This is a genomic window from Arthrobacter sp. 8AJ, assembly GCF_902506025.1.
GTDB lineage: Bacteria > Actinomycetota > Actinomycetes > Actinomycetales > Micrococcaceae > Arthrobacter.
This window is the reverse complement of the sequence record NZ_LR733289.1, coordinates 796,842-809,385: the sequence shown is the minus strand read 5'-3', so window position 1 is coordinate 809,385 and position 12,544 is coordinate 796,842. Positions and strand designations below refer to the sequence as shown.

The window sequence follows — 12,544 nt, the reverse complement described above, 5'->3', positions numbered from 1 at the left end:
GCGTCCGGCGGCGGCCCGTGCCGCCGTCGGACGCGCACTGGCGCTACTTCGACAGGAAGTCCAGCAGGGCCTCGTTGACCTCCGCGGCGTGCGTCCACAGCAGGCCGTGCGGGGCACCCTCGATCTCCACGTACTCAGCGCTGGGCAGCGCCTTGGCGAACAGGCGGCCGGTGGAGTCGATGGGCAGGATGTTGTCCGCGGTGCCGTGCACGATCAGGGCCGGGACATCGATCTTGGGGATGTCCTGGCGGAAGTCCGTGAGCCACGTGGGTTGGGCGGCAACGGAAGCCGTTGCACCCGAGCCGGCGGCAAGGTTCCAGCCCGCATTCATGACTTCCTGGCTCAGGCGGGGCGTGCCCAGGAAGGTGTCGGAGTTGTAGAAATTCTTGAAGAATTCGGTGAAGAAGGCGTAGCGGTCGGCCGTGACTGCTTCCAGAAGGCCGTCGAACACCTCCTGGGGGACGCCGTCGGGATTGTCGTCGGCCTTGAGCAGGTAGGGCTCCAGGGATCCGAGGAACGCTGCCCGGGCCACGCGTGCGGAGCCGTAGGTGCCCAGGTAGCGGCCGACTTCGCCGGTGCCCATGGAGAAGCCCACCAGCACCACGTCGTTCAGGTCCAGGGTAGTCAGCAGGGTGTTGAGGTCCGCCGCGAAGGTGTCGTAGTCGTAGCCCCCGGCGGGCTTGCTGGATTTGCCGAAACCGCGGCGGTCATAGGTGATGACCCGGTAGCCGGCACCCAGCAGGGCAGCGGTCTGCTTTTCCCAGGATGACCCGTCCAGGGGGTAGCCATGGATCAGCACCACGGGCTGTCCCGAGCCGTGGTCCTCGTAGTAGAGCTCGATATCAGTGCTGTTCTCAGTGCCAACGGTGATTAAAGCCATCGGGGATGAATTCCTTTCGAGACTGGCCAGACGGCAGGCAGAGCGCCGTGCCACGCATCTCCTACTCTAGGGCGGCCGGCTCCGGGCGGGGAGCGCTTTGCGGCGACGGCGGACGTTGCCAAAGTGCGTTGCGGCGGCAGCTGTGACAATATATGCGCATGAATGCAGATAAGAATGCTTGCTCGCTGGGCGCGGACAGCCAATACGTGGAGTTGGCGGTGGAGGTCTTCGCCATGCTGGCCGACGCTACCAGGGTGCGGATTATTTTGGCGCTCCGGGACGGCGAGATGGCGGTGGGCGCCCTGGCGGACGTCGTGGGCAAGTCCCCTGCCGCGGTTTCGCAGCACCTGGCGAAAATGCGCTTGGCCCGGATGGTGTCCACGCGGCAGGACGGGACGCGTGTGCTCTACCGGCTGGAAAACGAGCATGCACGGCAACTGGTGGCGGATGCGATCTTCCAGGCCGAACACGCCCTTGGCGGAGATCCGGCACACCACCGCATCACCAACCATTCTGCGCAAAGGAGTGCCTCATGAGCGGGCCCCACCAGGAGTCGACACACACGCACAGCCACCCCCATGAGGAGGGGCAAGGCGGACACGACCACGGTCATGACCACCCGCACGACCACGGTCATGAGCACCACCACGACCACGGTCACGACCACCCGCACGATCATGACCACGACGGGCACGGCCACCACCACCACTCCGGCTTCAAGGGCTGGCTGTTCGAACTGTTCGTTCCGCACACGCACGATGCCGCCGATTCCATTGACGACGCCATGGAGGCCAGCAGCGAGGGCATCCGGGCGCTGAAGATCAGCATGTTCGTCCTGCTGGCCACGACCGTGCTGCAATTCCTGGTGGTCCTGTTCAGCAGCTCAGTGGCCCTGCTGGCGGACACCATCCACAACTTTTCCGACGCCCTGACCGCGGTACCCCTGTGGGTTGCCTTCATCCTGGGGCGCAGGGCCGCCAACCGCCGGTACACGTACGGCTACGGAAGGGCGGAGGACCTGGCAGGCCTGTTCATCGTGGCCGTGGTGGCCCTTTCCGCCGTCGTTGCCGGCTGGCAGTCAGTGGACCGGCTGATCCATCCCCAGCCGCTGCAGAACCTGGGCTGGGTCATGGCCGCGGGCCTGATCGGCTTTGCAGGAAACGAAGCCGTGGCCATCTACCGCATCCGGGTGGGCCGCAGGATCGGTTCCGCCGCGCTGGTGGCAGACGGTGTGCACGCCCGGACGGACGGCTTCACCTCGCTGGCCGTGGTGATCGGCGCCGTCGGCGTCATGCTCGGTTTTCCGCTGGCGGACCCGATCGTTGGGCTGATCATCTCCGCAGCCATCATGGTGCTGCTGTGGGGCACCATTCGGAGTATCGGACGGCGGCTTATGGATGGCATCGAACCGGAGCTGGTGTCGCGTGCCCAGTCCGCGCTGGAGGGGACGACGGGCGTCCTCGGCGTCCAGCACCTGCAGCTGCGGTGGTCGGGCCACCGGCTGCAGGGCTCGGCACGCATCGAACTGGCAGACACGGAGCTGTCGCAGGCTGAGGAGGTCCTTGACCGCGCCGACCACAGGCTTCGGCAGGCACTGCCCAAGCTGGACCACATGCTCCTGGCTCCCGGCACCCGGCGGTAGCGGGCGCTTAACGCAGAAGTGACCCGGCCTGGCCGGGTCACTTCTGCGTTGCGGGGATTCCGGACCTAGGCCCGGGCAGTCTTTCCAGGCAATGCCAGCTTGAAGACCTTTGCCCAGGAGGAGCCGACCTGCTTCAGCAGCGGCCCGGTGGTGTACTTCAGGCCGTACCGCTGGCAGATCTCGCGGACCCTGGGCGCCACCTCGGCGTACCGGTTCGAGGGCAGGTCCGGGAAGAGGTGGTGCTCGATCTGGTGTGAGAGGTTGCCCGTCATGAGGTGCATGAACTTCGAGCCCGAAATGTTGGCTGAGCCGATCATCTGGCGGACGTACCAGTCACCGCGGGTTTCGCCGTCCACCATCTCTTCCGTGAAGGTGTCGGTCCCCTCCGGGAAGTGGCCGCAGAAGATCACCGCGTGGGCCCAGACGTTGCGGATGGCGTTGGCTGCGATCGTGCCGAAGAGGGCCTGCTTCGCGGACCCGGTGAGCATGGCGACCGCCGGGGTTGCTGCATAGTCCTTGGTGAACTGGGTGACAACCTTCTTGCCGAGCGCCTTGAGGTCCTTGTGCAGGGCCTCCTTGGACTTGGTGCCTTCCTTATACTCGGTCAGCTCAAGGTCGTAGATGGCAATGCCCCACTCGAAGACCGGGGCCAGGATGGCGTTGAACAGCGGGTTGGCCAGGTTAATGGGCTTCCACGGCTGCTGCTCATCCATGCGCAGGAGGTTGTATCCGACGTCGTTGTCCTTGCCCACCACGTTGGTCCAGCGGTGGTGCAGGTCGTTGTGGGTGTGCTGCCAGGACCGCGACGGCGTGACGAAGTCCCATTCCCAGGTGGTGGAGTGGATGTCCGGGTCCCGCATCCAGTCCCACTGGCCGTGCAGGATGTTGTGGCCCAGTTCCATGTTTTCCAGGATCTTGGCCAGGCTCAGCAAGGTGGTACCGGTGACCCAGGCAGCCTTGTTCTTACTGACCAGGAGGGCGGCCCGGCCGGAGATCTCGAGCCCGCGCTGGATCTTGATCATCCGGCGGATGTAGGCAGCATCCTCGGCGCCCCGCTTGGCCAGGACTTCATCCCGGATGGCGTCGAGCTCGCGGCCCAGCTCCGCTACCTGCTCGTCGCTGAGGTGCGCGGCCGCCGGCGGCCGGACGGTGGGGCTGCCCGATTCGGCGAGCTTCCCGGGGCGCGTTCTCGAGCTTCCCGCGGGGGTGACCTTGGTAGGTGTGATTACAGACATTCCGTGGTGCTCCTCAGATTTCGAGGTTTACGGGTCCGGCGGCTGCCGAGACACACGTTTGGATCAGTTGGCCGGGTTCGCCATGGATTTCCCCGGTACGCAGGTCCCGGACCTGCCCGGCAAGCAGCGGTGTGAGGCAGCTGTGGCAGATGCCCATCCGGCAGCCGCTGGGCATCAGCACCCCGGCGTCCTCGCCGACGTCCAGGATGGGGGTGTCGCCGTCGGCCTGCACCTCGCGGTCGGAGGCTTCGAAGGTGACCAGGCCGCCGTCGTGCCCTACGCCGGCGTTGAACGTGGTGTTGAAGCGCTCGATCATCAGGTTGCCGGGGTCGCCCGCCACGGCGACGTCGGAGCCGGGAGCCTTGGCGGTCAGTGCCCGCTTCCAGAGCGCCTCGGCGTCGTCCAGGAAGCTGTCCGGGCCGCAGGCGTAGGCTGCCCGTTCCTTCCAGTCGGGGCAGATCTCGTCCAGCTCCTTGGTGCTGGAGAAGTCCATGCGGCCCTGCTCGCCGGTGTACCAGTGCGCCAGCCGGAAGTTGGGGAACTGGTCCGCGAGCTCGGCCAGCTCCTCGCGGAACAGGCTGTCATCCGGCGTGCGGGCCGAGTGGACCAGGACGACGTCGGCATCCGGGCGGCGGGGAACGAGGGTACGGATCATGGACATCACCGGGGTGATGCCGCTGCCCGCTGTGACCATGAGCAGGGGGCGCGGGTGCTCAGGGAGCACGAAGTCGCCCTGGGGCGGGGCCAGGAACAGCACGTCCCCGGGCTTCGTGGTGCGCACCAGGGTGCCGGACACGGCACCGACATCGGTGACGGTGATGGCCGGGTCCTTGCCGGCGGGAGCGCTGAGGGAGTATGAGCGCCAGTGGCGAACGCCGTCGAGTTCGACGCCGATGCGGGCCCACTGGCCTGCCAGGTGCGCCTTCCAGCCACGGCCCGGGCGGAAGAAGATCGTGGCCGACTGGGCGGTCTCCTGGACCACCCGGGTGACCACGCCGCGCAATTGCCGGGCGGAGTAGACAGGGTTGAACAGCGCCAGGATATCTTCGGGCGCCAAAGGGGTAGTGAGCACTGAGGCCGCCTGGGCCAGCTGTCGTAGCCGGATCATACGGGTAAGCCTAGAGCGGTGCGAGCCATATTTCTCTCTCTCCGTCATATGACCGTTCCGCAGTCACACGCTAGTTGGTGGGCGCGAAGCCCCCACGCCGCACTCTTAAGAGTAACGGTTCGGTCTCACAAAAGGTTCCCGGCGTCCTTTCGGCTCCATCCCAGGGCAGGGGCCACGTATTTTGCGATGTTGCCCAAAAGCTTGGCGTTGAACTCCACGCCCAGCTGGTTGGGAACGGTCAGGAGGAGGGTGTCCGCAGCCTGCACCGCGGTATCGGCCGCGAGCTGCTCCGCCAGGAGGTCCGGCGCTCCCACGTAGCTCTTGCCGAACCTGGCCGTGAGGCCGTCGATGACTCCTACCTGGTCGCGGCCGTCCCGGAGCGCACTTCCGGCGAAGTAGTAGTTGTCCTCATCATCCACGATGGGCAGGACACTGCGGCTCACCGAAACCCGCGGCTGATGGGGGTGGCCTGCGGCCGCCCATGCGTCCCTGAACAGCTGGATCTGCTCGGCCTGGAGTTCATGGAACGGGACCCCGGTGTCCTCCGTGAGCAGGGTGGAGCTCATCAGGTTCATCCCGAGTTCCGCGGCCCATACGGCGGTCTTCCGGCTGCCGGCACCCCACCAGATCCGTTCCGCCAGCCCCGGGGACTGGGGCTGGACCGGGAGGAGGCCGGTGGCCCCGCCGGCGTAGCGTGGATCGGCCTGGGCAACCCCGGCGCCGGTAATGGCTTTGCGGAAGGCGTCGGTGTGGCGGCGGGCCATGTCGGCATCGGTCTCCCCCGGCTGGGGCCGGTAGCCGAACGCGGACGCGCCCTGCAGGGCGGACTCGGGTGAACCACGGCTGATGCCAAGCTGCAGCCTGCCGCCGCTGATCAGGTCTGCCGCGGCCGCTTCCTCTGCCATGTACAGCGGGTTTTCGTAGCGCATGTCGATCACACCCGTGCCAATTTCGATGCGGCTGGTGCGGGCCGCGATGGCTGACAGGAGGGGGAAGGGCGATGCCTGCTGCCGGGCGAAGTGGTGGACACGGAAGAACGCCCCGTCCACTCCGAGTTCTTCGGCGGCGACCGCCAGTTCGATGCCCTGGAGAAGGGCATCCGCCGCCGTCCTGGTTTGGGAACCCTGGCCGGGGCCCCAGTGGCCGAATGAAAGGAATCCGATGCGCTCCATACCTCCCCAACGGTGCTGCCGGCAGCTGCATTCCCGGCTGGGATGATGGCTGGGTGGGTACTCCGGGTGAAACTGTCGCTGTCTTCAAGACCATCGTGCTGTTCGTGCTGGCCGCGGCCGCTGAAATCGGGGGCGCCTGGCTGGTGTGGCAGGCCGTGCGCGAGGGCAGGGGCTGGTGGTGGGCGGGGCTCGGCGTGATCGCGCTGGGCGTCTATGGCTTCGTGGCCACGCTCCAGCCGGACGCCCATTTTGGGCGGATCCTGGCGGCCTACGGCGGAGTGTTCGTTGCCGGCTCCCTGGTGTGGGGCATGGCATTTGACGGCTTCCGCCCGGACCGGTGGGACGTCGCCGGATCCCTGGTCTGCCTGCTGGGCGTAGCCGTGATCATGTTTGCACCCCGCAGCGGCGGATAAAGCAGCGGGAGCGTGGCTAAAATCTAGCCACGACGAAAGGCGGGTCCTGTGGAGCGGGTGGACTACTGCGTTATTGGTGGCGGCATCGTAGGCCTTGCAACTGCCTACCAGTTGCTGCAGAGGCAACCGGGAGCCTCCCTGGTCCTGCTCGAGGCCGCGGGTTCCCTGGCTTCGCACCAGACGGGGCACAACAGCGGCGTCATCCATTCCGGGATCTACTACGCCCCGGACAGCCTCAAGGCCCGGTTCAGCAAGGCCGGAGCGCAACAAACCAAGGAGTTCTGCCGGGATCACGGGATCAGGTTCGCCGAGCCGGGGAAGCTGCTCGTGGCCACCTCGGCCGTGGAGTTGGACCGGCTAAACCGGCTGGAGGAACGCGCTGCCGTCCATGGGCTGGACTGCGAGCGCCTCGACCAGGCGGAACTCAATAGGCGTGAGCCCAACGTTTCGGGACTGGGCGCGCTGTTCATTCCGAGCACCGGCATCGTGGACTACGGGGAAGTGGCGCGGAAGCTGGCCGACCTCATCTCCGCTGCCGGCGGGCGGGTCATTACCGGAGCCACCGTGGGCTCGATCGTGGAGCATTCGGACCGCGTGGAGGTTGCCACGGGCCAGGCCGCCTACTCGTGCCGCCGCCTGGTGGCGTGTGCGGGCCTGCAGTCGGACCGCGTGGCGGAAATGGCCGGCATGAAGATTGATGTCCAGATCATTCCTTTCCGCGGGGAGTACTTCGAGCTCCCGGAATCCAAGTGGGACTATGTGACCCACCTGATCTACCCCGTACCGGATCCGGACCTGCCCTTCCTGGGGGTGCACCTCACTCCCACCATCAACGGCAGCATCACTGTGGGACCCAATGCGGTCCTGGGCCTGGCCCGGGAGGGCTACCCCAAATTCTCCGTGGACCTCAAGGACGTGGGCCGCTATCTGCGCTTTCCCGGGCTGTGGCACGTGGCAAGGTCCAACGCCGCCACCGCAGTGCGCGAAGTCCGGAACTCGCTGTTCAAGGGCAGCTACCTCCAGGAATGCCGCAAATACGCCCCCGGCCTGTCCAAGTCGGACCTGCTGCCGTACGAGGCAGGCATCCGGGCACAGGCGGTGCGCCGGGACGGAACGCTCCTGCACGATTTCCTGCTGGCGGAGACGGACAGGATGATCCACGTCCTGAACGCCCCCTCCCCGGCCGCAACCGCCGCCCTGCCCATCGGGGAACACCTGGCCGGCAAAGCCGTGCTGCACCCCGCGTCCTGACCGGCAGGGCGGCACCGGCCACGGCTAAACTGGCCCGGTGATCAACAGTGAGCAGCCGCCCCGGCCAAAGGTCCCGCCGTCGCGCGGGAGGATGGCGGAACGGCTGCTGCCCGGCGGCGAGGAACCGGACCCGCGCTTCACGCTGGCGAACGAACGCACCTTCCTGGCCTGGATCCGGACGTCGCTTGCGCTGCTGGCGGGTGGCATTGCCATCGAGGCCTTCACTTCGGGCCTTTTCATTGAGCCTGTCCGGAAAGGCCTGGCCGTCCTGCTGCTTCTGCTGGGCATGATGCTCAGTGGCGGCGCCGCCATGCGGTGGCTTCGGGTGGAGCGCAGCATGCGGAACAAGGCGCCGTTGCCGCTGCCGCTCTTTGTGCCCCTGCTGGCCGGGGCAGGCGCGCTGGCTGCCGCCGTCGTACTGGTCTTCATTCTCTGGCGCTGATTCCGTGGCATCCAGCGGCCCCAGCCCCCACGGCGATCCCGGCCTCCAGCCGGAGCGGACGGCCCTCGCCTGGGGCCGGACCATGCTGGCGCTGGTGACGGCGAGCGCCTTCTTCCTGCGCTGGCTTCCCACCTATGGGCCGCCCATCCTGATGCTGCCGGTGATTTCCGGCGGCGCCGCCCTGGCCATTTACCTCACGCAGCGCCGCCGCTACCAGGCGAGGTCGCACGGGCTGGCTGGCGAAAGCATCGAGGCCGACCTGCCCGCTGTGCTCTGGACCGCCTTCGCCGGGCTCGCCCTGGGGTGCCTGGGCATTGTGGTGGTGCTGGTCAGCTAGAACGGTTCCGGCCAGCTGGACCCGTACCGGCCAGCTAGAACATGGGCAGGACGAAGCCGGCCAGCAGGGCCACGGCGCCGATCGCGGTCAGGCACCGGCCCAGGACCGAGGCCGTTCTCCCGGCTTCCTCCGGCCTGGTGGTCTGCCACTGCGTTGGACGCTTGGGGTGGTAATAGATGGGCAGGGTGTCTCCCGCGGCCATGTCCTTGATGTCGTACGGGGACATCGGGGCGTTGTGCACCTGGTGCTTCCGGTCAAACCAGCGGAAGCCAACACCGGTGGAATCGGAGTACACCACGGCCTCGGCCATGTCCCACGGGTGCACGAAGCGGCGGAGGAATCCGGTGTAGAAGAGCAGTCCCAGCCCGGCGGGCAGGCACAACCAGGTGAGCACTTCCAGGATGGGACCTGCCATATCGAGCGCAGTGGGCATGAAGTTGATGGTACAGCTCAGGGGCTGGCTCCTTCAGCACCTGATACGTACGCTGAAGGAGACCGGACCGGAGTAAGGGGAAGCCATGAATGATCAGGACATTTTGACGCACATCCAGGCCCTCGTGGAGGAGGAGCACTCACTGCGTGAGGGCTCGGGGGGCGGGCAGGCCCCGGACCAGGCACGGCTCAAGTATGTGGAAGAAAGCCTGGACCAGTGCTGGGACCTGCTGCGCCAACGGCGGGCCAAGAAGGATTCGGGCGAGAACCCGAACGACGCCGAAGCCCGCCCCATCAGCGAGGTTGAAGGTTACAGGCAGTAGCCGTCGCCGGACCGCCTTGGGTGCCCGGGTCAACCTACCCGGGCACCCCTTTTCCGTTACCCACAGATTGAGTTTCTTCCATGCGTATCGCCGTAGCCCAGATCATCAGCAGTGCCGACACAGCAGCCAACCTTGAGCTGGTGTGGGAGTACGCTGCCCAGGCCAGCAACGCCGGCGCCCAGCTGGTGGTTTTCCCCGAAGCGACGATGCGCGCCTTCGGCCACTCCCTGAAGGACATTGCCGAGCCCGTTGACGGCCCGTGGGCCAGCGAAGTCCGCAGGATGGCGAAGGAGCTGGACCTTACGATCGTGGCCGGCATGTTCACTCCGGGAAAGGACGGCCGGGTCCGTAACACACTGCTGGTCACCGGGCCCGGGGTGGAGGCGTCCTATGACAAAGTCCACCTCTTTGACGCCTTTGGCTTTACGGAGTCCAAGACAGTGGACGCCGGGGAAGCGCCGGTGACGTTCGAGCTGGACGGGACGGTGTTCGGCCTGGCGACCTGCTACGACGTCCGTTTCCCGGGCCTGTTCACCGCCAACGCCAACGCGGGCGCCCAGGTGAACATCGTGTGTGCCTCCTGGGGTGCCGGTGAGGGCAAGGCGGAGCAGTGGGACCTGCTGGTGCGCGCCCGGGCGCTGGACAGCACCACTTTTGTGGTCGCCTGCGGCCAGGGCGACCCCGAAACAGTGGGCGCCGGCCCGGCGGGCACAGCACCCACCGGCATCGGGCACAGCGCCGTGATCACCCCCCTGGGCAAAACGGTGGTGGCGCTGGGCGGCAAGCCGGAACTCGCCGTCGTCGACATTGATCCCTCAACGGTGGACGACGTCCGGACCAAGCTGCCCGTCCTGGCCAACGCCCGCACGTTCTGATCGCGTGAGGCGCCGTTCATAGCTTCGAAACAGACGGCAAAAGAGCGGACGACGCCGGGTCTCACCTGGGGCGCCCCGCGGGCGCCCGTGGTGGCAGGCATCGGGTGGGTCCGGGGCGCCCGGAGGCCGGCGCCGGAAGAGGCGCCGTTTACATGCCCGAAACATAGCCGATACGTGAACTTCACGCACGGGCTATTTGTGTAACGTGGCCGCAACTTTAAGCGGCATTGGCTGAAACACACACCGCCAAAAATGGATCCCGGGGGAAATGCCACGGGGCCAATCGGGCCCCTGCACCACGTTCACGTTGCGAAGGGACCCACCGGTGGAAATCACTGCCCAACACGTCTGGCTGATGATCTCGGCAGCCATGGTCCTGCTGATGACCCCGGGCCTTGGCCTCTTCTACGGCGGCATGACCCGCGCCAAGGCCGCCCTCAACATGATCATGATGAGCTTCATCTCGGCAGGGATTGTTGGCGTTGTCTGGGTTCTGTGGGGCTACTCGATGACCACCGGCGACGGCGTGCTGGGCCTCTTCGGCAATCCCTTCACCAGCTTTGGCCTGCAGAACCTCATGGGTTCACCGGACCTCCTCAAGGCCGGGTACAGCGCAACATTCGCCATCATCACCGTTGCCCTGATCAGCGGCGCCATCGCCGACCGCGCCAAGTTCGGGGCCTGGGCCCTGTTCGTGCCGGTGTGGATCACGGTGATCTACTGCCCGCTCGCGTACATGATCTGGGGCGGCGGGCTGATGAGCGCAGGGGGTGCCGTCACGGAAATCTTCGGCCAGGTCATCGATTTCGCCGGCGGTGCCGTGGTGGAAATCAGTTCGGGAACGGCTGCCCTGGTGCTGGCCGTGATCGTTGGCCAGCGCCACGGGTTCGCGAAGGACCCCAACCACCGCCCCCACAACCTGCCTTTCATCATGCTCGGCGCCGCGATCCTGTGGTTCGGCTGGTTTGGCTTCAATGGGGGGGCCGCCACCAGCGTCGAACAGGCCGGCCTCATTTGGATCAACACCCTGGTGGCACCCGCGGCCGCCATGCTCAGCTGGCTGGTCACGGAGAAGGTCCGCCACGGACACCCCACATCCCTGGGCGCCGCCTCCGGCGTGGTTGCCGGCCTGGTGGCCATCACCCCTTCCTGCGCCAACATCAGCCCCGTGGCCGCTATCGGCCTGGGCCTGGTGGCCGGCGCGGCCTGCTGCGTATTCGTGGACCTCAAATACCGCTTTGGCCTCGACGACTCCCTGGACGTGGTGGGTGTCCACCTGGGCGCCGGCCTCATCGGCACCCTGTCCCTGGGCTTGATCGCCCTTCCCGTGAACGGCCAGGGCGGCGGCCTCTTCTACGGCGGCGGAGTCCAGCAGCTCATTGCCCAGACAGCCGCCGTCATCATCACCCTCCTGTTGTCCGGTGTTGGAACCGCGGTCATTGCCCGGATCATCAACAAGACGGTGGGCTTCCGGGTCAGCCACGAGGCCGAGACCGCCGGCGTGGACCTGTCCGAGCACGCAGAGACTGCCTACGCATTCGGTGAGATCGGAGCAGGATTCAATCCCCTGCGCCACGCCGCGGCCCACATCCCGACCGCAGCTGCCCCGGCTGAACGGCACGCCAAGGAAGACTCCTTCGCGTAGGTCTGCGTTCTAGTCCGCAAGGATCTTGTAGAGCGCGCGGCGCAATTCGTCCATCTTTTCGACGGCGGCAGCCCGCTGTTCCCCGGTCACTCCGGCGCGGAACTGGTGGATGGCACCCATGAGCTTGGCGATGCTCTGATGGAAGTCCCGGTCCGCGCTGTCCGGTTCAGCGTTCCACGCGTTCTCCATTTCCTCCGCGTGCTCCGCCACGTAGGCGCGGCCTGCATCGGTGAGGGCAAACTCAGTCCCGCGGCCTTCGCTGAGCGCCTCAATCAGGCCCTCGTCCACCAGCTGCTGGAGCGTGGGATAGATGGATCCCGGGCTGGGCCGCCACACGCCACCGGTCTTGGCGGCAATGGTCTTGATCAGTCCGTAACCATTGGACGGCGCCTCTGCCAGGAGTGACAGGATGGCCGCGCGCACATCACCGCGGCTGGCCCGCCGTCCGCCGCGTCCAAAGCCGGGGCCGAACCCCGGACCAAAACCCGGCCCGAATCCAGGGCCAAAACCAGGCCCGAACCCCGGACCAAAGCCTGGACCGCGGTGCCCATGGGGGCCGCGGTGGCCCCTCCCCCGCTCGAAGCGGCCCCTGCCGAACTCAGGGCCTGGTTGTTTGTCGTCGAATATGCCTTTCATGGTGGCATCGTCCTTTCATACTGTCGTTCGCTGTGGATTCAGCGATAGTTAACGATATGTCGGTAACTATCGCTGGTCAATGGTCTGGCGTGATCAAATCCTGACCTTTCCGGCTCTGGTTCGCTCCCCGGCGGGAGCGTATCCTGATCCCAC

Annotated in this window: 15 protein-coding genes; 9 read left to right on the top strand and 6 right to left on the bottom strand. The window is 66.5% G+C overall.

Annotated features, from left to right (window positions below):
• Positions 1–43: 43 nt before the first annotated feature.
• Positions 44–880, bottom strand: coding sequence for an alpha/beta fold hydrolase (locus tag BACI349Y_RS03760; RefSeq protein WP_159630599.1), 837 nt, complete (start codon positions 878–880; stop codon positions 44–46).
• Between the two features lie 158 nt (positions 881–1,038).
• On the opposite strand from BACI349Y_RS03760, the gene BACI349Y_RS03755 reads away from it, so the two are divergent.
• Together BACI349Y_RS03755 and BACI349Y_RS03750 are read left to right on the top strand one after the other, a co-directional pair.
• On the top strand, positions 1,039–1,416 hold the full coding sequence (locus BACI349Y_RS03755) for an ArsR/SmtB family transcription factor (protein ID WP_159630597.1): 378 nt from the start codon (positions 1,039–1,041) through the stop codon (positions 1,414–1,416).
• Entirely contained in the window at positions 1,413–2,522 is a 1,110-nt protein-coding gene (locus BACI349Y_RS03750; protein WP_236560712.1) for a cation diffusion facilitator family transporter, read from the top strand. Before BACI349Y_RS03755 ends, BACI349Y_RS03750 begins: the two co-directional genes overlap by 4 nt.
• 65 nt (positions 2,523–2,587) lie before the next feature.
• Here BACI349Y_RS03750 and BACI349Y_RS03745 read toward each other — a convergent pair whose 3' ends face one another.
• The 3 genes from BACI349Y_RS03745 to BACI349Y_RS03735 all read right to left on the bottom strand — a co-directional run bounded on the left by BACI349Y_RS03745 (position 2,588) and on the right by BACI349Y_RS03735 (position 6,037).
• The gene (locus BACI349Y_RS03745) at positions 2,588–3,757 is read right to left on the bottom strand and encodes a fatty acid desaturase family protein (RefSeq protein WP_159630595.1); all 1,170 of its coding nucleotides are present in this window, start codon (positions 3,755–3,757) and stop codon (positions 2,588–2,590) included.
• A 13-nt stretch (positions 3,758–3,770) separates the two neighbouring features.
• The gene (locus tag BACI349Y_RS03740) at positions 3,771–4,865 is read right to left on the bottom strand and encodes a ferredoxin reductase (protein ID WP_159630593.1); all 1,095 of its coding nucleotides are present in this window, start codon (positions 4,863–4,865) and stop codon (positions 3,771–3,773) included.
• 125 nt (positions 4,866–4,990) lie between these two features.
• Complete coding sequence (locus tag BACI349Y_RS03735) at positions 4,991–6,037, bottom strand: LLM class flavin-dependent oxidoreductase (protein ID WP_159630591.1); 1,047 nt, start codon at positions 6,035–6,037, stop codon at positions 4,991–4,993.
• A 53-nt stretch (positions 6,038–6,090) separates the two neighbouring features.
• On the opposite strand from BACI349Y_RS03735, the gene BACI349Y_RS03730 reads away from it, so the two are divergent.
• The 4 genes from BACI349Y_RS03730 to BACI349Y_RS03715 all read left to right on the top strand — a co-directional run bounded on the left by BACI349Y_RS03730 (position 6,091) and on the right by BACI349Y_RS03715 (position 8,480).
• Positions 6,091–6,450 carry a YnfA family protein gene (locus tag BACI349Y_RS03730; RefSeq protein ID WP_159630589.1) on the top strand — a complete coding sequence of 120 codons (360 nt, stop codon included), beginning with the start codon at positions 6,091–6,093 and terminating at the stop codon, positions 6,448–6,450.
• A gap of 48 nt (positions 6,451–6,498) precedes the next feature.
• Complete coding sequence (gene lhgO, locus BACI349Y_RS03725) at positions 6,499–7,701, top strand: L-2-hydroxyglutarate oxidase (protein WP_159630587.1); 1,203 nt, start codon at positions 6,499–6,501, stop codon at positions 7,699–7,701.
• Between the two features lie 91 nt (positions 7,702–7,792).
• The gene (locus BACI349Y_RS03720; protein ID WP_159635145.1) at positions 7,793–8,143 is read left to right on the top strand and encodes a YidH family protein; all 351 of its coding nucleotides are present in this window, start codon (positions 7,793–7,795) and stop codon (positions 8,141–8,143) included.
• 4 nt (positions 8,144–8,147) lie between these two features.
• Positions 8,148–8,480 carry a DUF202 domain-containing protein gene (locus BACI349Y_RS03715; protein WP_159630585.1) on the top strand — a complete coding sequence of 111 codons (333 nt, stop codon included), beginning with the start codon at positions 8,148–8,150 and terminating at the stop codon, positions 8,478–8,480.
• 34 nt (positions 8,481–8,514) lie between these two features.
• Here the strand turns inward: BACI349Y_RS03715 and BACI349Y_RS03710 are convergent, their stop codons facing one another.
• The gene (locus BACI349Y_RS03710) at positions 8,515–8,913 is read right to left on the bottom strand and encodes a hypothetical protein (RefSeq protein WP_159630583.1); all 399 of its coding nucleotides are present in this window, start codon (positions 8,911–8,913) and stop codon (positions 8,515–8,517) included.
• Between the two features lie 85 nt (positions 8,914–8,998).
• Here BACI349Y_RS03710 and BACI349Y_RS03705 point away from each other — a divergent pair, with 85 nt between their 5' ends.
• The 3 genes from BACI349Y_RS03705 (at position 8,999) to BACI349Y_RS03695 (ending at position 11,755) form a co-directional block, all read left to right on the top strand.
• The gene (locus tag BACI349Y_RS03705; protein ID WP_159630581.1) at positions 8,999–9,235 is read left to right on the top strand and encodes a DUF2630 family protein; all 237 of its coding nucleotides are present in this window, start codon (positions 8,999–9,001) and stop codon (positions 9,233–9,235) included.
• An 80-nt stretch (positions 9,236–9,315) separates the two neighbouring features.
• Positions 9,316–10,110 (top strand): carbon-nitrogen hydrolase family protein, encoded by a 795-nt coding sequence (locus tag BACI349Y_RS03700; protein WP_159630579.1) that lies wholly within the window; start codon positions 9,316–9,318, stop codon positions 10,108–10,110.
• Positions 10,111–10,435: 325 nt separating this feature from the next.
• Positions 10,436–11,755 carry an ammonium transporter gene (locus BACI349Y_RS03695; protein ID WP_201302385.1) on the top strand — a complete coding sequence of 440 codons (1,320 nt, stop codon included), beginning with the start codon at positions 10,436–10,438 and terminating at the stop codon, positions 11,753–11,755.
• Between the two features lie 9 nt (positions 11,756–11,764).
• On the opposite strand, the gene BACI349Y_RS03690 is transcribed toward BACI349Y_RS03695, so the two are convergent.
• Positions 11,765–12,391, bottom strand: coding sequence for a PadR family transcriptional regulator (locus tag BACI349Y_RS03690; protein WP_159630575.1), 627 nt, complete (start codon positions 12,389–12,391; stop codon positions 11,765–11,767).
• Positions 12,392–12,544: the final 153 nt, after the last annotated feature.